This is a genomic window from Pseudoramibacter faecis, assembly GCF_036289405.1.
Taxonomy (GTDB): Bacteria; Bacillota; Clostridia; order Eubacteriales; family Eubacteriaceae; genus Pseudoramibacter; species Pseudoramibacter faecis.
In genome coordinates this window covers 21,761-40,989 of sequence record NZ_JAYFFI010000003.1, presented here as the reverse complement: position 1 = coordinate 40,989, position 19,229 = coordinate 21,761, and the positions used below count along the sequence as shown (strand labels likewise).

Below are 19,229 nucleotides of genomic sequence, written 5' to 3'. Positions count from 1 at the left end.
CGGCAGGCTCTTCAGATGATTTATTTTTTTCGATTTTTGGGTTTCATATGGTCTTTCAAAATGGATTCACCGTTCTCTTTAAAATATTCCGTGTGAGATTCACGGTATTCACGACGCATTTCTTCGATGATTCGTTTTTCTTCTTCAGCAGCGGACCTTTCTTCATCAATCATTTTTTGATTAAACTGTCTGAGCAATTCGGAACCCTGAGCGGTTTCGCCGTCAGCAAACGTTGTTCCCATATGAGAAATAAAAATCATGCGATCTTCTTTCGGCCCGCCAAAATCAGCGGCAAAAATACCTTGATGAAGACCAAGAATCAAGCTGCCTTCGTGCACAGAGACGCGCAGAGATTGACCGACCAGTGCCGCCTTGATGCCGGATGTTGCCGGACCGGTGTATTGCATGCCATTGAAGCGGGGAACAACATGATCCAGGGCTTTTAAATAATCCTTTTCGATGGAAGGATTTTTTGGGTCAGCGAAGGTCAGGCCAACTGTGTTTTCCGGTGTTTGCAGCAGAATTTCCCCATTTTTAATATGTTCAGCTTTAATATAATGGTGAACTTCCTCGGTTATTTCACAAATATCTTCAAAATTTTTTGAAGAAAAATGAATCATTTTCATAAAAAACCTCTCAAAAAAGACTTGATTTTAAATCTGCCTTATTTTATAATAAACACCGTCGATTTGCAAATCGTAAGAGTGTCGGGGTGTGGCTCAGTTTGGTAGAGCGCTGCGTTCGGGACGCAGAGGCCGGAGGTTCAAATCCTCTCACTCCGACCATTTAATTGAATATTTTATTGTCGGGGTGTGGCTCAGTTTGGTAGAGCGCTGCGTTCGGGACGCAGAGGCCGGAGGTTCAAATCCTCTCACTCCGACCATTTGGCAATAGGCAGACTTCGGTCTGCTTTTTTGTGTGGGTAATGAGTACAATGGTTTGCGCTGTTCCTGATTTAAATTTTGAAATAAACGCATGACATGACGCGCTCGCCGGTTTTGCTGTCCAGAGCGCCGGGGGGCTTGTCGACGAGAATGAGATCCGGGTCGTTGGCCATCGCCCGGGCGATGGCCACGCGTTGCTGCTGTCCGCCGGACAATTCATTGGACTGGTGCTGCTGCATGCGGTCTTTCATTCTCACCATTTCGAGGAGCAACTCAGCGCGCTCGCGGCGGTCTCTCTTGCCATCTCGGCATAAACTATGGGGGATGGTGACATTTTTGAGCGCTGAGATGCGGGGAATCAAATTGAAATTTGTGAAAGCGAAAAAAGTACTTGATTTAAACAAAGTGGCAGATTTTGTATGGCATCAGCGCATAAAAAAATGCCCGAAGGCGTCCGCCTGTGCAGGCGCAGGTGAAAAAATTTAGAGATGATCGGCCCAATTGCCGTCCACAAAAATCGGCGTTTCGTCGCCTTCGGTATCGAGCCCAACGATGGACAGGTCTTCGCTGCCTACCATGAAATCGACATGGGTAGTGGAGACGTTTAGTCCGGCTGCAGCCAGTTCCGTTTCGCTCATGTTCTGTCCGCCTTCAATACAGGTGGGATAAGCCGCGCCGAGGGCAAAGTGGCAGCTGGCGTTTTCGTCAAAGAGCGTATTGTAAAACAGAATGCCCAAATTTTGAATCGGAGAGTCATAGGGCACGAAAGAAATTTCACCGAGCATATCGCTACCGGGATTGGCTTCAACTAAACTCTTCAGGGCGTCGTACCCTTGTTCGGCATGGTAGTCGACGACTTTGCCGTCTTTAAAGGTGAGGGCAAAATGATTGATCAACTGGCCGTTGTAAACCAGAGGATGAGAAGCGGCCAAGGTGCCGTTGACACGGGTTTTGTCTGGAGCAGAGAAAATTTCTTCTGTAGGGATGTTGGGAAAGAAGGTAATGCCGTCTTCGGCAATTTCCGAGCCGCCGGCCCAGATATGATTTTTGGGCATGCCCACGGTGATGTTTGTTCCCAAGGCGTTTTTATAAACAAAGGCGTCAAACTGTTTGCTGTTGAGAAAACGGACTTTTTCTTCAAAGCTAGCATTATGCTGATGCCAGGCAGTAGCGGGGTCGGTCAGATTGGTGCGAGTGGTTTCGAAGATGGCGTTCCAGAGTTTTTCGATGGCAGCCTCTTCGGGAAGATCGGGGAAGACCTTGCGCGCCCACCCGGCAGTGGGAACGGAGATCACGCACCAGCGGATCCGGTCGTTCATCACAGCTTCGTGGTATTTTTTGGCGGCAGCCTGCGCCGCATTAGAAGCGGCTTTGACGCGATCAACATCGACGCCGGCCATTACGTCGGGATCGTCGGCATAGATAGAAATTACCGCGACTTGATCGTCGATATAACTGTCCATCCGTGCCTTTTGCCAAGCGGGGATGGTGGTTAAGGCTTCAAGATCGGCATGATCATAGCGCATGCGAGAGAAGCGTTCGTCATTGTAGCGAATGGCAACATCTGCCGCGCCGCGGTCAAAAGCCGCAGCGGCAACCTTATGGGCAAAATCGGCGCAGTCGATGGGAGCGTTGATGATCAGGGTTTGTCCTCTCTGAAGATTGACGCCCAGCACCACCGCCAGATCGGCTAAATTTTGTTGTTGGGTTTCAAATGAGATAGTCATATGGGGTCCTCTTTCGTTCAGTGATTACGGTTGTGAACCGCGGAAAATGAATCAGGAATTTTTATTAAAGTAAGCCCGTTTAAACTTGTCTTAGTATCGCTTAGGACTCTGAAGATAATCTTTATGATAAATCGATTGGTTGGTGAGCATGCTCCATAGATCCTGGGCGCGGACATCAAGAGCTAAAATGGCGCGCTGTGTCGGAGACAGCCGTGTTTGATTGCTGTGGAGATTGGTTAAAATCGGCAGGCTGCATTGATTGCGCAGCTGCGCAAGAAGCTGTTGCCCGCGCCGATTAAAGGCTAAAACGCGAAGATAAGGCACGAATGCCGTCTGCAGAGACATCAGTGTTGGCCTGGGAATATTTAAGGCAAGATAGGCCAGAATGCGGCGCACGCGGCTTTTAGGGATGCGCTTCGAAGAGACCCGGTCAATAATCGCGTCGTATTTTGGCGTAGCGGCCAACGCGTTTTGAAGGGTAAATTCCAGCCCTTCACGCACTTCCGGCAGGTTGCGCAATTGTTCCAGGTCGGCGGTGATAAGCTTTGAGACGACAAGACGTTGATATCGGGGACGCATTTGAGGGTAATGGCTTTTGGTTAGGTGCTCAATATCGTATGGAATACCGGCGGCAATGGTTTTGCTATCGCCGTGACACAGCGCATTGCGGATGGCCGAGCCGGAAAGTAAGTTGCCGTCCGTATTTTGATTATGATGTGCCGAACCCAGCCGGGGAACTGCAATGGGGCAGAGGCAGGCGGCCTGTTGCCGAATCGCCTTGAGGTACTCGATGGCGAGAATATTATTGGGAGAACGAAGCAAAGCGGCGGCGTCTTTGCCTAAAATCGTTTGGATGGTCTGGCTTCTGGCCGCAGCAAATCCAATGCCGGCGGCGAGGCGGTCGGCAAGCTCGCGCCGAAAGGGCACCGGCTCTTCAGCGAGATAATGGGCGAGCGATTGTAGAAGGGGAAGGTCGTCGGTTTCCACGCCAAAGGCAAGGGTATCCAAGCGGCATGCGTTAAGGATGGCGATAGCGCCGGCGGCAAAACTTTCCGCCCGTGCGCAAGCAAAAATGGTCGGCAATTCACAGACAAGGTCTGCACCGCCGGCCACCGCCCATTCGGCGCGTTGCCATTTGTCTGCGCAGGCCGGCATTCCGCGCTGCACAAAAGCGCCGCTCATTAAAACCATGACCGCGTCTGCTTGGGTGCGTTTTTGCGCCGCGTGCAGATGGTAGCGATGCCCGTTGTGAAACGGATTGTATTCGGCGACGATTCCCAGTGTTTTCATCAACTGCTCTTTCCTCCATTTGTGACAATACACAGGCTGTCCATCAATAGCGATTTTAATCATTTTATCATTAAAATCTGAGAGCCGGTATATTTGACTAAAAAAATCACTTTTTCGCGCAAAAAAATAAACGAACTAAATAATTAGAAGTGATAAGATATCACGTATTGTGATACAATATTAAGCGAAGTATCGTCATTCCGAGCAAGATGCTTGGAGAAATAGAAAAGGAGAAACATCAGGAATGAAAGTACTCGTTATTAACGCCGGCAGTTCGTCGCTGAAATATCAGCTGTTGGACATGGACACAGAAAGACTTCTTGCCAAAGGTTTGGCAGAAAGAATCGGCATTGAAGGTTCTGTTGTGACCCATGAACCGGTCGGCAAGGACAAAGTGAAATTTGAACGTCCGATGGAAACCCACAAAGAAGCGCTTGACATCATTATGAGAGCCTTGGTGGACGAACAATACGGTGTCATTAAGAGTCTCAACGAAATTGATGCGGTGGGGCACAGAACAGTTCACGGGGCAGAATCATTCGCTTCTTCCGTTGTGATTAACGATGAAGTGATTGAAAAAATGGAAGAATGTTCTGTTTTGGCGCCGCTGCACAATCCGGCCAACCTGATCGGGATCCGCGCCTGCCAGGAAGTGTTGCCCAACGTGCCGATGGTCGGGGTTTTTGATACCGCCTTCCATCAGACCATGCCGATGGAAGCTTATATCTATCCGTTGCCTTATGAGCTTTATGAAAAATATCGCATTCGTAAATACGGTTTCCACGGAACTTCTCACCGTTATGTCTCGCTTAGAGCAGCAGAACTTTTGAATCAGGACCTCAGTCAGTTAAAATTGATCTCCTGTCATCTGGGGAATGGGGCTTCTATCGCGGCTATTCGCTACGGTAAATCCATTGATACCTCCATGGGCCTGACCCCGTTGGCAGGGCTGGCCATGGGAACGCGCTGCGGTGATATTGACCCCGAAATCATGATTTTCCTGCGTCAGCATGGCTATACGACGGAAGAACTGGATCACATCATGAACAAAGAATCCGGTATTTTAGGGATTTCCGGCATTTCTTCTGATTTCCGAGATGTTGAACAAGCGGCAGATGCGGGCAATCAAAGAGCTCAGTTGGCCCTGGATGTTTTCCATTATCGTGTGCGCACAACCATTGGCGCTTATGTGGCGGCAATGGACGGTGTCGACGGCATTATCTTTACCGCCGGTCTGGGTGAAAACTCAGGCGCTACCCGCTTGGCGATCTGTGATGGATTGACTTATTTGGGGATTAAGCTCGATGTGGAAAAGAACAGCAAACGCGGTAAAGAAATGGTCATCTCCACAGCGGATTCCGCTACAAACGTCATGGTGATCCCGACCAACGAAGAATTGATGATTGCCCGAGACACCGTGGAGTTGGTTCAAAGCAAATAAAATCGTGAATTGAGGGTTTACGCACTCAGGAACATTTATTAAAATGATCAAGGTTTTTTCTTGACAAAATGGGCAGATCTCATTTATAATTTGACTTGCCCATTTGGAGTTTATTATGAAAATACGATTGACAGAGCTTTTCGGCGGCAAGCCATTTTCCCTGGATTTTGAAGTCGCATCGGCAGATATTGTTGATGCGAATCAAGAACTGAACGGCAAGATCAGCGAAGGAGGTCTTCACATTACAGGGACGGTAACGATGTTAAGTCGTCGAAAAGTTCAAGTGGAACTCAATGTAAGCGGTGATCTAGTATTTCCCTGTGCGAGATGTTTGAAACCAACGGTTTATCATTGCCGAGAAACTTATCAAGATACCTTTACATTAGATCCGGAAATTGGTGAATTCGATTTGATTCCCTGCGTGGAAGAATGTCTTTTTATCAATGAACCTTATCGTGTTCTCTGCAAGCCCGACTGCAAGGGACTGTGTCCGCATTGCGGAATTGATCTGAATCAAGGCTCTTGTAGTTGTGGAAATGAATCAGAGGAAGATGATGGAATTGATCCGAGGATGGCCAAATTAAAGGCACTTCTTGATGATCAGAAAAGCAAATAACTGTTGCAATTAAACAGATTGTTGGGAGGTGTAAAAGATGGCAGTACCGAAGCATAGATCATCCAAAGCAAGACGTGACAAGAGGAGAACACACTATAAATTGAGTGTGCCAGGTATGAGTGTTTGCCCGAAATGCGGCGAAACCAAATTACCGCATCGTGTTTGCAAAAGCTGTGGAACCTATAAAGATACCGAAGTATTAGCGGAAGATTAAGACAGAGTTCAAGACTCTGTTTTCTTGTTTTAAGGGATATTCTGAGAGTCATATGCATATTTATGTAGACGCGATGGGTGGTGACAATGCACCGGAAGAAATTGTCAAAGGGGCTGTTGATGCCGTGAATGATGAATGGGGCTTGTTACTGACTTTGGTCGGGAAAGGTCCTGCTATTCAAAACGTGCTGACATCATTGTCTTACCCGAAGGACGCTATTCAGATTTTGGAGGCGGATGAGGTGATCGGTTTTGATGAAGAACCGGTTCGCGCAGTTCGCCAAAAAGATAATTCGTCTTTAGTGGTTGCCCTTGAGGCGATGAAAGCGCAAGATGACGCTGTGTTAGTTTCTGCCGGATCGACCGGCGCTTTGCTCGCAGGCGGCTTATTTAAACTGGGACGCATTAAAGGCATTAAAAGGCCGGCGCTTGCAACGCCGATACCCAAGGGAGATCACGTGACGTTGTTGTTGGATTCCGGTGCTAACGCGGACTGTAAAGCGGAATATCTTTTGCAGTTTGCCTTGTTAGGGGCCGTGTATTGTAAGAATGTGATGCATATTGAGAATCCTAAAGTTGGTTTGATCAATATTGGCTCGGAGGCCGAAAAAGGCAGTACAATGGCAAAGGAAGCATACGCATTGCTAAGTCAGAGCAGTTTAAACTTTATCGGAAATGTTGAAGCGAGAGATATTCTGACAACAGAATCGGATGTCTTGGTTACGGATGGTTTTACAGGGAATATTATCCTGAAATTTTTAGAAGGCGTATCCAGTTATCTGTTGCACGGACTGAAAGATGCCATCACCCGATCTACCAAGGGGAAGATTGGCGGGGCCCTTATTCGCGGTAATTTACGATCGTTTAAAAAACAATTTTCGGCAGATGAGGTTGGCGGCGCGCCCTTCTTGGGGATCCGCGGTGGTTTGATTAAAGCTCATGGCTCTTCAGATGCTTATGCGATGAAAAATGCCATCCGTCAGGCGGCGCTTTATGCCGATAGCCAAGTGCTTGAAAAAATCACAGCGGCTTTGTCTGAAGAGAATCATGTTAAAAAAAATACAGGAGAAAATGAAGATGAGTGACAAATTTGAATCTGTTAAGAGCATTATTGCTGAACAATTGGGTGTTTCCGAAGACGAAATTACGGAAGAAAGCAACCTGGTAGAAGATCTGGAAGCTGATTCTTTGGATATCGTTGAGCTGGTCATGGCTTTCGAAGACGAATTTGGCGTTAAAGTTCCGGATGATGAATTGGAAAATGTGAAGACCGTCGGCGACATCCTGAAGGTCCTCGACAAATAATCTTTATTTAAGTGATGATGAGCTCCCTGAATCAGGGGGCTTTTCTTGATATGGTGAAATTTTAACAACGGAGGATCGCGTATGGAAGCATTGAAACTGCAGCAAAGCATAGGATATATCTTTAAAAATCAGACATACCTGCACGAAGCATTGACCCATAGTTCGCATGGCAATAGTGAGAAGAATAACGAGCGCCTGGAATATTTAGGCGATGCTGTTTTAGAGTTATCGATTTCAGATTATTTGTTTAAGCATTTTGATTTTGATGAAGGCAAAATGACCAAATTGCGGGCTAGTATTGTTTGTTCCGAATCGTTGTCGCAGGCAGCACGGCGATTGCACTTGGGAAATTACCTTCACCTGGGAAAGGGTGAAGTGATATCCGGGGGGAGAAGTCGGCAGTCGATTCTGGAAAATGCGTTTGAGGCCATGCTGGGAGCTATTTTTTTGGATTCGGATTATTCGACGTCGCAAAAGAAAACTGTTGAACTTTTGTCTGACAATATAGAGATGGCGATTGCCGGCCGTCTGACCAACGACTATAAAACAGCGCTACAAGAGCTGATTCAAAAGCAAAATGATCATGTTATTGAATACGTTCTTGATAAGGCAGACGGTCCGGAACACGATAAAACTTTTTTTGTTACCTTGATGATCAATGGGCAGATGAGCAGCAACGGTCGGGGAAAGACAAAAAAAGAAGCGGAGCAGCAGGCGGCCAAGAAAAGCCTGCACGCGCGTTTGAAGCATGAAAAAAGCCCATCGGAGTAACGCATGCATTTAAAATCACTGCGAATCACAGGATTTAAATCTTTTGCGGACACGATTGAATTATCTTTTGATCAAATGATCGCTGCGATTGTCGGACCAAACGGCAGCGGCAAGAGCAATATTATTGATGCGATACGCTGGGTTCTGGGAGAGCAGCGGAGCAAGTCTCTCCGCGGAAAACGCATGGAGGATGTGATTTTTTCCGGAACCGATTACCACAAGCCGATGAATTATGCAGAGGTCGTTTTAACTTTGGATAACGGTTTGGGCTATCTGGCAGATCAACCGGATGAGGTCAGCGTGACGAGAAGGATCTTTCGTTCCGGAGAGTCCGTTTATAAAATTAATGGCAGGCAAGTTCGTCTGAAGGATATCCAGACGATCTTTGCCGATACGGGTCTTGGTCGCAATGGGTATTCGGTTGTCAGCCAGGGCAGCATCGAAAATATTGTTAACAGTTCGCCTCAGACACTCCGTGAAATCGTGGAGGAGGCGGTGGGCATTGTCAATTACAAAATGCGCAAACAAGAGGCCGAACGACAACTGACGACAGCCCAGGAAAATATGGATCGGGTGTTGGATATCCTTGAGGAACTCAATCGCCAGCGCAAACCTTTAGAAAAACAATCGGCAAAAGCCAAACAATATTTGGAGCTGCGGGAAGAGCTTAAAGCTGTGGATTTATTTCGTTTTGATGAGCGTTGGCGGGACCTAAGCGATCGATTGGCGCAAAGCGAAGCCCACATTGCAGACGCGAATGCACAGATCAAACAAACGGAAATCGCACTCCACGATGCAGATGCCCGTTATCAGCGACTGCGCGTTCAAAATCGGGACCAATTGGCGGAGCAGGAGGATTTAGAGGCTCAGGCGGAGTCGACACGTCAGGCCTTGACCGCCGTTAAAGAAAATAAGGTTGTGTTGGCAGAGAAGATTCGACACGGCCAGAATGACATGGATAAACTTTGTGAGCGGGAAAAACTTCAGGATGAACAACGGCGGTCAGCCCAAAATGCACTTGCCACTGCCCAGGAGGCAGTTGCCGCGGAGCAACAAAAACTAAAGGATCTTACCAAAAAAATGGGCCGCCATCAGGAGAAAGATCGGGCATTGGCGCTTTCTCTGCAGACCATTCAGGAGAAAATGGATCACCGGATGCAGGCTGAACAAGCGTTGAGCGATCGTCGCTCCGCTTTGGCAAAGCAGCAATCACAATTGATGGCGGAGCAGGCATCTCTCGAAACGCGGATGACGATTGCCCGGCAAAATTTACAAACCATCCGCGCCGATATTCACGATCGCGGGCAGCAAATCGAGGCGATGCAGGCGACGCTTGAAGCCCGGCAGGTGCAAACGGAGCAACTGAATGCAGAAAATCAAACGCTTCAAAAACAATGGGAAGCAGAAAATCAAACGTATGAAGATTTGCTTAATCGATATCGGCTGCAGAAAAATAATTTTCAGGTTGCCAGTTCCAAATGGACGTATTTAAAAAACGCACAGGATCGGTATCAAAATTATTATCCCGGGATTCGGCTCATTATGAAGCAGGATGTTCTGCCGGATGTCGTTCGCAAAGCGGTTTACGGGCCGATCGGAGAACTGATAGACGTGCCGGAAACTTTAACCCAGGCCATCGATACGGTTTTGGGCGGTCGGAGTCAGAACATCGTGGTGGCAAAAGTAGAAACAGCGAATGCCTGCATTGAATTGCTTAAAAAACATCGCGCGGGGCGCGAAACGTTTTTGCCGTTGAACAATCTGCATTTTCGCTCTTTGAACAGCCGCGAACGGGCTGAAATTCTGGAACAAAGTGGCGTATACGGGATTGCCTCTGAATTGGTATCCTGCGGCGCGGCCGTGCGACCGGCGATCGACAGCCTTTTGGGGCGGGTTGTGGTCGTTCGTGGTTTTGATGCGGCCAAACCGATTCGAAAACGCTTCCGGCAATTGACGATCGTGACCCTTTCCGGAGAAGTTTTTTATCCGGGAGGGGCGATTGTCGGTGGGACATCGAAAAAGCAGAAAAATTCTCCGCTCGCGCATAAAGCGGAGCTCGCAAGATTACAAGCGGAACTTAAAATGCTGAAAACCGAAGGTGCGGCCCTCAAGCGGCGATTGGCCGAACAAAAGATTAAAGTGGATGAGCTGAAAGGGAAACGGGCGACGTTAAAAGAGAAACAAACGCATTGGGAGCAGGAGAACTGGCAGCAGGAACAACGCCAAAAAGCTTTGGAACAGCATTTGAAGGATTTGCGGGATAACCTTGAAGCGGCCCAAATTACGGATCACGATTTGCAGGCAGAAAACGAAAACCGGAAGCAAACCCAAAAAACGCTCGAACAAAGGATGGCTTCTCTGGCGGATCGGGAAAATGGCGAGGAAGCCTTAACCGCGGAAAAAGCGGATTTGGAACGACAGCGTTTCAAGCTGCGCGAAGCGTTATCAACGCTGGAGATTCAAAAAGCACGATCAGAAGAAATCTGCCGACAAAATGATCGCCTGTTAGCCGAACGGAAAACACAGCTTGAAAGTCTGGCCGGTGAGCAAAAACGCATGCAGATCGAACGAGAAAGGGGATCGGCGGTTCTGGCAGCAGCTCAAAAAGATTTGGCGCAGGCCCAGGCACAGATTGCTGAGATTGAAGAAAAGCATCAGCGTATTGCAGCGAAGCGGCAAATCCAAAATGAAAATCAAAAGGCCATAGCCATGGAGATTGAGACGATGGACGGGCAAATCAGAAGCTTCAACCACGATTTGGTTGTTCAAAACGAAGCGAAAAATAAACTGGAGATTGCTCAAAACCGAATTTTGGCGATAAAGGAAGGGCTTGAGGAAAAAATCAAGACCCGCTACGATTTTAATCCGTTAATGGTTTCAGACTGGCTGGCAGATCACGATTTGTCGGAAGTGGATGTGAGTGAAAAACGCCAGCGAGAACTGAGTCAGCAGATAGAGGCCCTCGGCAATGTGAATGTTGGTGCAATCGAAAGTTTTTCAGCATTGAACACGCGCTACCAATTTGTCCGCGGACAATACAGAGATTTGGAAAGCAGTAAGCAGGAAGTAGAGACCATTATTCAGGCGTTATCCGAAGCGATGACCGCACAATTTGCCGAAGGGTTCGAGAAATTGCAGCAATCCTTTGGAGAGATTTTTAAAATTTTGTTTGAAGGCGGTCAGGCTTCTCTGCGCTATGAGGATCCCGACCATATTTTGGAAAGCGGCATCGAGCTGATGGCGAGACCGCCGGGAAAACATTTGAAACAGCTCTCGTTATTGTCCGGCGGGGAAAAATCCATGACGGCCATCGCTCTGCTTTTCGCTTTTTTAACCTTGAATCCGTCGCCGTTTTGCGTGATTGATGAAATTGACGCTGCGCTGGACGATCACAATATCGATCGTTTCACGCGCTATTTGGAGACCGTCGCGAGTAAAACCCAGTTTATTTTGATCACGCACCGAAAGAATACCCTCAAGGTGTGCGATACGATTTACGGGGTATCGATGGCCAAATCGGGAGTCTCCAAATTATTGTCCATTCATATTTCAGATTATACGGAGCCTAAGAGGCATTCTTAAATGGAAGGCTTAAAAAAGAAAGAGGTAAGAAATGGCATCTTTGTATCAGCGGATGAAAGATAAACTGGCAGGCACCAGAAAGAATTTTTCTGAGAAGATTAACCGTGCCCTGTACTACAAAAACCTGGATGAAGACTTTTTTGATGAGCTGGAAGAAAGTTTGATTCTGTCGGATATAAGCATTGAAACGTCAGAAGCAATTATCGACCAGCTGCAAAAAGAGATTAAACAAAAGGGGATTAAAAAAAGCGAGGAAGTTTTAGGGCTGCTTGAATCCATTATGACGGAGATGGTTACGGTGACGGCGACTCCGATGCAGATGCCGGCTGTGATATTGGTGGTCGGGGTCAATGGCGTTGGAAAAACCACCACGATTGCCAAATTAGCTCAGCGTTATAAGAATGACGGCAAGACGGTCATGTTGGCGGCGGCAGATACCTTCCGGGCAGCCGCGGCGGAACAGCTGAAAGCTTGGGCAGAGCGCATCGGCGTGGATATCATTGCCAGTGCATCGGGAGCGGATCCGGCATCGGTTGTCTACGATGCACTGCATGCGGCACGCTCCCGACATGCAGATGTGTTGATCTGCGACACGGCCGGACGTCTGCACAACAAAGTGAATCTGATGAATGAACTTGAAAAGCTCAGTCGAATCATCGATCGGGAGGGCCAAGGCTTTGATGTGCACAATTTGCTGGTGGTTGACGCGACGACCGGGCAAAATGCTTTGGCCCAAGCACGCACCTTTAATGAAGCCGTGCATCTAAGTGGTATTGTGATGACGAAAATGGATGGCACGGCGAAAGGCGGTGTGGTGATTCCGATGATTAATGAATTGAAAATCCCCGTTGAATATGTGGGTCTCGGTGAAGGTGCGGATGATTTGGTGCCCTTTGATGCCCGCGAATTTGTGAAATTGCTTTACGATACCAGTGATTCAAACGCGTGAACGGCTGCACACGCCTCAAGAAAGCGCAAAGACAAATTGTCAAGAAAAAAGCTTGACAAAAAGACGGCGGATCTGTAAAATATAAAAGTTATCGGAGTCAAGATAGAGATGCAGAATAGAAATGAAAAGGTCCGGGAGAAAATTGAGGAGCAATTTCTCTTCGATTTTTATGGTGAGCTTCTATCGGAACGATTGAAGTTGGTGCTGAGCTATTACTACAACGAGGACTGCTCCGTCTCTGAAATTGCGGAACTGACACAGATGACGCGTCAAGGGGCATCCGATGCGCTTCGACGCGGGCGTCGGCAGCTGAAGGCCTATGAAGAAAAATTGGGCTTAGTCACACGTTTTCGCAATAATCGAAAACTGATCAGCGGCACGGCGGAGGAAATGGCCGGCGTGATGGATGATCCTCAGATCAGAGAGAACGCGAAACTGCGACAAACGCTGGCAGATATTGCGAACAAAATTCGGCAATTCGCCGATACATTTTAAAAGGCTGGTGAATGATGGTATTTGAAGGATTGAATGAAAAATTTCAAGACATCTTTGCTGGTATGCGCCGCAAAGGGAAATTGGATGAAGCCGACATTAAAGCGGCGAACCGGGAAATCAAACTGGCTCTTTTAGAAGCGGATGTCAACTTTAAAGTGGTCAAACGGTTTACCAAGGCCGTCAGTGAGCGGGCGCAGGGCGAAGAGATTTTAAAATCGCTGACACCCGGTCAACAGTATATTAAAGTCGTTAATGATGAAATGACTCGATTGCTCGGCGGTGAAATCAAGCCGCTGGAGCTTCAGAAAAACGACTTGAATATTTTCATGATGGTTGGACTGCAGGGGGCCGGCAAAACTACGACGGCCGGTAAAATTGCCAATCTGCTCCGGAAAGAAAACAAATCGAAGCCTTTGCTGGTGGCCTGTGACGTTTATCGCCCGGCGGCTATTGATCAGTTAAAGGTTTTGGGCGAACAGTTGGATATTCCGGTTTACACCATGCCGGGAATGAAGGAACCGCGGATTATTGCAAACCAGGCGATCAGTCATGCCCAAAAACAGGGGTATAATCTGGTGATTTTGGACACGGCGGGGCGTCTGCAAATTGATGAACGCCTGATGCGTGAACTGACGGATATCAAGGAGTTGGTCCAACCCACGGAAACCTTGTTGGTGGTTGATGGCATGACCGGTCAGGAATCAGTCAACGTCGCGAAAAGTTTCGATGATCAGTTGGATATTTCCGGGGTGGTGCTCACCAAGTTGGATGGGGACACGCGAGGCGGTGCCGCCTTGTCGGTTACTTACACGACCGGTAAGCCGATTGTTTTCATCGGGAGCGGTGAAAAATTATCGGACCTTGAACGCTTTCATCCGGATCGAATGGCATCGCGAATCCTCGGTATGGGTGATGTATTGTCCCTCATTGACAAGGCTCAGGAGATGGTTGACGAAGAGCAAGCCCGGGCGATGGAAGAAAAAATCCGAAAGGCAACGTTCGATCTGAGTGACTTTTTAGACCAGCTTCATCAATTGCAGAAAATGGGATCCCTCACAAGTTTGCTTGAGATGATGCCGGGGATGAATAAAAAAGCGCTGGCTGGACTCGATATGGTCAAAACCGAACAACAGACGAAACGGACCGAGGCGATTATTTACGCAATGACGCCGGGAGAACGGTCCAAGCCCGAAATTATCAACGGAAGCCGCCGTAAACGCATTGCCAATGGCAGCGGCACCAGCGTGGCGGATGTTAATCGTCTGCTCAAGGGATTCGATCAGAGCCGCAAGATGATGAAGCAAATGGGCAGTATGGGAAAAGGCCGCAAGAAAGGCCGTATGAAATTGCCGTTTATGTAAACCAGGGTTTGCTGAACATAAATCAGAACATTGAAAGGAGAAAAACAATGGCAGTAAAGATTAGAATGAAACGGATGGGTAAAAAGAAGAGTCCATTTTACAGGTTGGTAGTCGCGGATATTCGCGCACCGCGTGACGGTAAATTCATTGAAGAAGTCGGCTACTACAATCCGACCGCAGAGCCGCCGGTTATTAAAATTGATGGCGATGCTGTGAAAAAATGGATCGCCAATGGCGCAAAGCCCTCCGACACTGTGAAAGCACTTTTAAAGAAAGAAAACATCATCGACTAATTAGGAGATAGGCATGAAGGATCTGGTTGAAATTATCGCCAAAGCTTTAGTCGATCATCCCGATGAAGTTGAAGTGACTGAAACAGAAAAGCGCCACGAGATTTTTGTGGAGCTTCGTGTTGCGGACAGCGACATGGGCAAAGTCATCGGCCGTCAGGGGCGCATTGCCAAAGCCATTCGTTCTGTGTTGAAAGCCGCCGGCACCCAGCAGGACAAGCATGTTCTGCTCGATATTGTGGATTAATAATTATAAGGAATGATTCGTGAAAGCGGGTCATTTTTTTATAAGTTGCTGTATTCAGAATAACTGTCTGGGAAAAGGATGAGTGGCAAAGGAATGAAAGAGATCAACATGAAGGATTGGCTGATCATTGGCCGAGTCGTGAAAGTCCATGGCATTCGCGGGGAAATAAAAGTTGCACCCATAACTGACGATGTGAAACGTTTTGATGCATTAGATCAAGTGTGGCTGATGCATCCGTGCAATGAAGAGAAGACGGCTTATGTCGTTGAATCGGTTCGTGTGCACAAGGGGAATGTGCTCATCAAGCTCGCGGGTGTGGATGATCGCAATGCCAGTGAGACGCTGAAGCAATTCCGCGTGATGATTCCCCGGGAACAGGGAGAACCGCTGGGGGATCATGAAATTTATATTGCCGATTTGATCGGAATGAATGTGGTAGATTGCGCCCGAGGGGAGATCGGTGTGGTGGCCGATGTGCTCACGACGACAGGCACGGTGGATACCTTGGATATTCGTCTGGCGGGAAGCTGCAAACACTTATATGTGCCTTTTCGCCGCATCTTTTTCCCGGATTGGGATTTGACGGCCGGTGTGCTTTCGGCAGATATTCCCCAGGATTATTTTGAATTATGAGTACTTTTTATTTTGTGACGCTTTTTCCAAAGACGATCGCAACGTATTTTTCTGAGAGCATGATGGGGCGCGCCGTGGCCAATGGAGCCATCCAGATTAAAATTGTCGATATCCGTGCCTTCGCGCACAACAAGCATCACCGAGTCGACGATTATCCCTATGGCGGCGGTGCCGGCATGGTGATGCAGGCACCGCCGGTGATCCGCGCGATCGAAAGCGTTCCGAATCACGATCAATATCCGGTGATTTGTCTGTCGCCGGGAGGAAAACCGTTTGATACCGGAGAGGCACGGTCATTAGCATATCAGATGGCAGCGACTGAGGGGCTTATTTTTTTGTGTGGTCACTACGAGGGGATCGATCAGCGCGCGATAGATCGCTGTGTGAGCGCATCTTATACGATAGGGGATTATGTGCTGACCGGTGGGGAACTGCCGGCGCTGGTGATAGCTGATGCCATTGCGCGCCATCTGCCCGGCGTGCTCGGTAATGCCGAGAGTCTTGAAGAGGAGTCCTTTGAGCACGGTCTTTTGGAATACCCGCAGTATACAAGACCGGAGGTGGTCGATGGGGTGGCGGTGCCGGAGGTGTTGTTGTCAGGGAATCATGCGAAAATTGCTGCCTGGCGTCATGAGCAGGCACTCAAGAAAACCGCGGCACAGCGCCCGGATCTTTATCGGAAGTATCTGGCCGAGCATCCGCCGAACACCGGCAAAAAATAGGCGGTATGGCGAGAAAAGTGCTTGCAAATGTCAGATCCTTAGGATAAAATATCAAAGTATGTTAATACGCGATGATCCTCTGGTCTTAGGGCGAATGATCGTCAAATCATCTTATACAAAGGAGCTATCATGGAAATTTTAAAGCAAATTGAGCAAGCAAACATGAAAAAGGATGTGCCTCCTTTTAATGTCGGGGATACCGTTCGGGTGCATGTGCGCGTTATCGAAGGCAAGCGTGAACGTGTTCAGATGTTTGAAGGCGTTGTTTTGAAGAAACAGCACGGTGGGATTCACGAAACCTTTACGGTTCGCAAATTGTCCTCCGGCATCGGCGTTGAAAGAACTTTCCCGGTGCATTCGCCGAAAGTTGCTGCCATTGATGTGCTGCGCAAAGGTAAGGTCAGGCGCGCAAAACTGAATTACCTGCGCGATCGCGTCGGCAAGGCTGCCAGAGTTAAAGAAAAAGCATGAGCATCAAGGGTCCGATTGCCGGACCCTTTTCTTTTAGGCACACAAAGCGAGGAGATTCAATGGTAAAGCAAAAAAAGAAGACGGATGTCAATAAAGCGGGCAAGAAAAAATCGGAAGCACGGGAATGGATTATTTCCATTGTGGTGGCAGTGAGTGTCGCTGTGATTATTAAATTATTTCTTTTCGACTTCGTGATGGTACAGGGTAGTTCTATGTATCCGACGTTAAAGCAGAGTGAACGCTTGGTGATCAATAAACTCGAATATGAAATCGGCGAACCGGATTATGGAGATATCGTGGTGCTGCGCTATTCGCCGGGGATCGATTATGTCAAACGGGTGATTGCCAAAGGCGGCGACACCATCGAAATAAAAAATATGAAAGTGTACCGCAATGGTCATTTACTCAAAGAATCTTATATCAACAAAGAGCCCTATGGTGATTTTGCCAGGGTAACAGTGCCGGCGGGAAAATACTTTGTAATGGGGGATAACCGAGCAAACAGTTCCGACAGCCGTTATGCGGATTTGGGATTTGTGGACGAGGATGATATGATCGGTCATGTATTTTTCCGTTTTTGGCCTTGGGGGAAAATAGGGAGTATTCAAGATGGACATTGAACGGAAGAAAATTCAGTGGTATCCCGGGCACATGGCAAAGGCCGGGCGCCAGATCGGGGAGAAACTTAAACTGATCGATGTGATGATCGAAGTGCTCGACGCCCGCGTCCCCCGAGCCAGCCGAAATCCGGGGATTTTTAAAATGCTCAAGGGCCGACGTGTGAAACATGTGATCCTGCTCAACAAATCGGATCTGGCTGACCCCGGCATGACCCAGAAGTGGGTGGCATCACTTTTGGATACACCCGGGATCGATGCGGTTTTGCCCTTCATGGCTTTTGCCGGCAAAGCGAAAAAGAGGCTTACTGACACGTTACATCAGGTTAATATTCAAGAGAAACGCCTGATCAAATGCCTGCTGTGCGGCATTCCCAATGTGGGCAAGTCGGCAATTATCAATACCCTGGCGGGCAAAAAAAAGGCACAAACCGGCAACAAACCGGGTGTGACCAAAGGTCAACAATGGATTCAAACCGAGTCTGATATTTTATTTTTGGATACGCCGGGCATTCTCTGGCCGAAATTTGATGATGACGTTATCGGTACCGAATTGGCGTGGATCGGTTCGATCAAGGATACGATTTTCGAGAAGGAAAATCTTGCCGGCGATTTGATGCAGTTCATGGCTTCCCATTACCCGAAGCAGCTGGAGAAGCGTTATGATCTTGACGTGACGCATGAAAAGCCCGCCTGGCAGTTATTTGATGAATTGTGCGAAAGCAAAAAGCTTTTGATGCGCGGCAACCAATATGATTACGCCCGGGCGTCGCAAATGCTGCTGACGGATTTTAAAAATGGCAAATTGGGAAGGATCACCATTGATGATGTTAAAGGATGAGGTGGCCGGCAGCTCTGTGACGGCGATTCGTGAACGCGTGAAGGCATTGCCCGGGATTTCACTGCCTGTTTGGATTGAAACATTGAACGCGGATAAACGCAAGGGCGTCCGCGCCATTGGAGAACAACTTCAGAAAAAACAGATGCGCTTAAAGGCGGCGATCGCAAAGATTCATGAGCACCAGGCCATCGAGCGCGCGGCGCGCGCGCAGGGATACACGTTGATCAGCGGCATCGATGAAGTGGGCCGCGGCCCGTTGGCAGGACCGGTGGTGGCGGCTGCCGTGATTTTGCCGGAGACCTCAGCCATTGTGGGTATCGACGATTCTAAAAAATTGACTGCAAAGCGTCGGGAAACGTTAAACGCGGCGATTCGCGACGAAGCGGTGGCCATCGGCATCGGTGTTGTGGATCCTGAAACCATCGATGCGATGAATATTTTAGAGGCGACCAAGCTCGCGATGACCAATGCAGTAGAGCAATTGCTCCCGCAGCCGGACCTGCTGCTTATCGATGCACTGAAGTTGCCGTCTCAAATTCCGGTTCAGGCGGTAGTCCATGGTGACGCTCAATGTTATTGTATCGGGGCGGCGAGCATCGTTGCCAAGGTGTATCGAGATCATTTGATGCAGGAATACGCCAGGACCTATCCGGAATACGGTTTTGAACGCAATATGGGCTATGGCACAGCGGCACATATTGAGGCCATTCAATATTGCGGGCCGACGCCGATTCACCGTCGGAGTTTCATTACCCATTTTGTTCAGGAGTGATT

General features: G+C 48.3%; 22 protein-coding genes and 2 tRNA genes. 20 read left to right on the top strand and 4 right to left on the bottom strand.

The genetic code is table 11. The features are described from left to right. Positions 1–20: 20 nt before the first annotated feature. Positions 21–626: a secondary thiamine-phosphate synthase enzyme YjbQ gene (locus tag V3C63_RS03870; protein WP_329886506.1), complete on the bottom strand. Its 606-nt coding sequence runs from the start codon at positions 624–626 to the stop codon at positions 21–23. Between the two features lie 82 nt (positions 627–708). Between V3C63_RS03870 and V3C63_RS03865 the strand changes: the two genes are divergently transcribed. Together V3C63_RS03865 and V3C63_RS03860 are read left to right on the top strand one after the other, a co-directional pair. Then, a tRNA-Pro gene (locus V3C63_RS03865) sits at positions 709–785 on the top strand. A gap of 21 nt (positions 786–806) precedes the next feature. Next, positions 807–883: transfer RNA gene (locus tag V3C63_RS03860), tRNA-Pro, on the top strand. 72 nt (positions 884–955) lie between these two features. Here V3C63_RS03860 and V3C63_RS03855 read toward each other — a convergent pair. The 3 genes from V3C63_RS03855 to V3C63_RS03845 all read right to left on the bottom strand — a co-directional run bounded on the left by V3C63_RS03855 (position 956) and on the right by V3C63_RS03845 (position 3,901). Further along, a complete protein-coding gene (locus tag V3C63_RS03855) occupies positions 956–1,246 on the bottom strand; it encodes an ATP-binding cassette domain-containing protein (RefSeq protein ID WP_425355334.1) in 291 nt (96 codons plus the stop codon). Between the two features lie 120 nt (positions 1,247–1,366). Beyond that, positions 1,367–2,611, bottom strand: a complete 1,245-nt coding sequence (locus V3C63_RS03850; protein WP_329886505.1) for an aminopeptidase — start codon at positions 2,609–2,611, stop codon at positions 1,367–1,369. 90 nt (positions 2,612–2,701) lie between these two features. After that, positions 2,702–3,901, bottom strand: a complete 1,200-nt coding sequence (locus V3C63_RS03845) for a tRNA(Met) cytidine acetate ligase (RefSeq protein ID WP_329886504.1) — start codon at positions 3,899–3,901, stop codon at positions 2,702–2,704. A gap of 244 nt (positions 3,902–4,145) precedes the next feature. Between V3C63_RS03845 and V3C63_RS03840 the strand changes: the two genes are divergently transcribed. From V3C63_RS03840 to V3C63_RS03755, 18 genes are all read left to right on the top strand, one after another. Continuing rightward, positions 4,146–5,342 carry an acetate/propionate family kinase gene (locus tag V3C63_RS03840; protein ID WP_329886503.1) on the top strand — a complete coding sequence of 399 codons (1,197 nt, stop codon included), beginning with the start codon at positions 4,146–4,148 and terminating at the stop codon, positions 5,340–5,342. A gap of 115 nt (positions 5,343–5,457) precedes the next feature. Then, the gene (locus V3C63_RS03835; protein ID WP_329886502.1) at positions 5,458–5,958 is read left to right on the top strand and encodes a YceD family protein; all 501 of its coding nucleotides are present in this window, start codon (positions 5,458–5,460) and stop codon (positions 5,956–5,958) included. A gap of 37 nt (positions 5,959–5,995) precedes the next feature. Further along, a complete protein-coding gene (gene rpmF, locus V3C63_RS03830; RefSeq protein WP_083798122.1) occupies positions 5,996–6,172 on the top strand; it encodes a 50S ribosomal protein L32 in 177 nt (58 codons plus the stop codon). Positions 6,173–6,224: 52 nt separating this feature from the next. Then, on the top strand, positions 6,225–7,256 hold the full coding sequence (plsX, locus tag V3C63_RS03825; protein ID WP_329886501.1) for a phosphate acyltransferase PlsX: 1,032 nt from the start codon (positions 6,225–6,227) through the stop codon (positions 7,254–7,256). Then, positions 7,243–7,476 carry an acyl carrier protein gene (locus V3C63_RS03820; protein ID WP_006597884.1) on the top strand — a complete coding sequence of 78 codons (234 nt, stop codon included), beginning with the start codon at positions 7,243–7,245 and terminating at the stop codon, positions 7,474–7,476. The genes plsX and V3C63_RS03820 overlap by 14 nt, the downstream gene beginning before the upstream one ends. Before the next feature lie 81 nt (positions 7,477–7,557). After that, complete coding sequence (rnc, locus tag V3C63_RS03815) at positions 7,558–8,247, top strand: ribonuclease III (RefSeq protein ID WP_329886500.1); 690 nt, start codon at positions 7,558–7,560, stop codon at positions 8,245–8,247. A 3-nt stretch (positions 8,248–8,250) separates the two neighbouring features. Further along, positions 8,251–11,829, top strand: coding sequence for a chromosome segregation protein SMC (smc, locus tag V3C63_RS03810; protein WP_329886499.1), 3,579 nt, complete (start codon positions 8,251–8,253; stop codon positions 11,827–11,829). Between the two features lie 31 nt (positions 11,830–11,860). After that, entirely contained in the window at positions 11,861–12,778 is a 918-nt protein-coding gene (ftsY, locus tag V3C63_RS03805; RefSeq protein ID WP_329886497.1) for a signal recognition particle-docking protein FtsY, read from the top strand. A gap of 108 nt (positions 12,779–12,886) precedes the next feature. Further along, complete coding sequence (locus tag V3C63_RS03800) at positions 12,887–13,273, top strand: sigma factor-like helix-turn-helix DNA-binding protein (protein ID WP_329886496.1); 387 nt, start codon at positions 12,887–12,889, stop codon at positions 13,271–13,273. 14 nt (positions 13,274–13,287) lie between these two features. Continuing rightward, positions 13,288–14,634, top strand: a complete 1,347-nt coding sequence (gene ffh, locus V3C63_RS03795; RefSeq protein WP_329886644.1) for a signal recognition particle protein — start codon at positions 13,288–13,290, stop codon at positions 14,632–14,634. 47 nt (positions 14,635–14,681) lie between these two features. Beyond that, entirely contained in the window at positions 14,682–14,927 is a 246-nt protein-coding gene (gene rpsP / locus V3C63_RS03790; protein WP_329886495.1) for a 30S ribosomal protein S16, read from the top strand. A gap of 13 nt (positions 14,928–14,940) precedes the next feature. Further along, positions 14,941–15,171 carry a KH domain-containing protein gene (locus V3C63_RS03785; RefSeq protein WP_329886494.1) on the top strand — a complete coding sequence of 77 codons (231 nt, stop codon included), beginning with the start codon at positions 14,941–14,943 and terminating at the stop codon, positions 15,169–15,171. Positions 15,172–15,264: 93 nt separating this feature from the next. After that, positions 15,265–15,804 carry a ribosome maturation factor RimM gene (gene rimM, locus V3C63_RS03780; protein ID WP_329886493.1) on the top strand — a complete coding sequence of 180 codons (540 nt, stop codon included), beginning with the start codon at positions 15,265–15,267 and terminating at the stop codon, positions 15,802–15,804. Beyond that, on the top strand, positions 15,801–16,526 hold the full coding sequence (gene trmD, locus V3C63_RS03775) for a tRNA (guanosine(37)-N1)-methyltransferase TrmD (protein WP_329886492.1): 726 nt from the start codon (positions 15,801–15,803) through the stop codon (positions 16,524–16,526). The genes rimM and trmD overlap by 4 nt, the downstream gene beginning before the upstream one ends. A gap of 129 nt (positions 16,527–16,655) precedes the next feature. Continuing rightward, the gene (gene rplS, locus V3C63_RS03770; RefSeq protein ID WP_425355333.1) at positions 16,656–16,997 is read left to right on the top strand and encodes a 50S ribosomal protein L19; all 342 of its coding nucleotides are present in this window, start codon (positions 16,656–16,658) and stop codon (positions 16,995–16,997) included. A gap of 59 nt (positions 16,998–17,056) precedes the next feature. Beyond that, positions 17,057–17,617: a signal peptidase I gene (gene lepB, locus V3C63_RS03765; protein ID WP_329886491.1), complete on the top strand. Its 561-nt coding sequence runs from the start codon at positions 17,057–17,059 to the stop codon at positions 17,615–17,617. Continuing rightward, the gene (ylqF, locus tag V3C63_RS03760; protein ID WP_329886489.1) at positions 17,607–18,455 is read left to right on the top strand and encodes a ribosome biogenesis GTPase YlqF; all 849 of its coding nucleotides are present in this window, start codon (positions 17,607–17,609) and stop codon (positions 18,453–18,455) included. Before lepB ends, ylqF begins: the two co-directional genes overlap by 11 nt. Continuing rightward, positions 18,439–19,227 (top strand): ribonuclease HII, encoded by a 789-nt coding sequence (locus tag V3C63_RS03755; protein ID WP_329886488.1) that lies wholly within the window; start codon positions 18,439–18,441, stop codon positions 19,225–19,227. Before ylqF ends, V3C63_RS03755 begins: the two co-directional genes overlap by 17 nt. The last annotated feature ends 2 nt before the right edge of the window (positions 19,228–19,229 follow it).

Coding starts and splice junctions, on each gene's coding strand:
- V3C63_RS03870 (WP_329886506.1), bottom strand. CDS start 626: ATGAAAATGATTCATTTTTCTTCAAAAAATTTTGAAGATATTTGTGAA.
- V3C63_RS03845 (WP_329886504.1), bottom strand. CDS start 3,901: ATGAAAACACTGGGAATCGTCGCCGAATACAATCCGTTTCACAACGGG.
- rnc (WP_329886500.1), top strand. CDS start 7,558: ATGGAAGCATTGAAACTGCAGCAAAGCATAGGATATATCTTTAAAAAT.
- ylqF (WP_329886489.1), top strand. CDS start 17,607: ATGGACATTGAACGGAAGAAAATTCAGTGGTATCCCGGGCACATGGCA.
- ffh (WP_329886644.1), top strand. CDS start 13,288: ATGGTATTTGAAGGATTGAATGAAAAATTTCAAGACATCTTTGCTGGT.
- lepB (WP_329886491.1), top strand. CDS start 17,057: ATGGTAAAGCAAAAAAAGAAGACGGATGTCAATAAAGCGGGCAAGAAA.
- V3C63_RS03755 (WP_329886488.1), top strand. CDS start 18,439: ATGATGTTAAAGGATGAGGTGGCCGGCAGCTCTGTGACGGCGATTCGT.
- rpmF (WP_083798122.1), top strand. CDS start 5,996: ATGGCAGTACCGAAGCATAGATCATCCAAAGCAAGACGTGACAAGAGG.
- V3C63_RS03820 (WP_006597884.1), top strand. CDS start 7,243: ATGAAGATGAGTGACAAATTTGAATCTGTTAAGAGCATTATTGCTGAA.
- rplS (WP_425355333.1), top strand. CDS start 16,656: ATGGAAATTTTAAAGCAAATTGAGCAAGCAAACATGAAAAAGGATGTG.
- V3C63_RS03850 (WP_329886505.1), bottom strand. CDS start 2,611: ATGACTATCTCATTTGAAACCCAACAACAAAATTTAGCCGATCTGGCG.
- trmD (WP_329886492.1), top strand. CDS start 15,801: ATGAGTACTTTTTATTTTGTGACGCTTTTTCCAAAGACGATCGCAACG.
- rimM (WP_329886493.1), top strand. CDS start 15,265: ATGAAAGAGATCAACATGAAGGATTGGCTGATCATTGGCCGAGTCGTG.
- V3C63_RS03835 (WP_329886502.1), top strand. CDS start 5,458: ATGAAAATACGATTGACAGAGCTTTTCGGCGGCAAGCCATTTTCCCTG.
- smc (WP_329886499.1), top strand. CDS start 8,251: ATGCATTTAAAATCACTGCGAATCACAGGATTTAAATCTTTTGCGGAC.
- V3C63_RS03800 (WP_329886496.1), top strand. CDS start 12,887: ATGCAGAATAGAAATGAAAAGGTCCGGGAGAAAATTGAGGAGCAATTT.
- ftsY (WP_329886497.1), top strand. CDS start 11,861: ATGGCATCTTTGTATCAGCGGATGAAAGATAAACTGGCAGGCACCAGA.
- rpsP (WP_329886495.1), top strand. CDS start 14,682: ATGGCAGTAAAGATTAGAATGAAACGGATGGGTAAAAAGAAGAGTCCA.
- V3C63_RS03785 (WP_329886494.1), top strand. CDS start 14,941: ATGAAGGATCTGGTTGAAATTATCGCCAAAGCTTTAGTCGATCATCCC.
- V3C63_RS03840 (WP_329886503.1), top strand. CDS start 4,146: ATGAAAGTACTCGTTATTAACGCCGGCAGTTCGTCGCTGAAATATCAG.
- plsX (WP_329886501.1), top strand. CDS start 6,225: ATGCATATTTATGTAGACGCGATGGGTGGTGACAATGCACCGGAAGAA.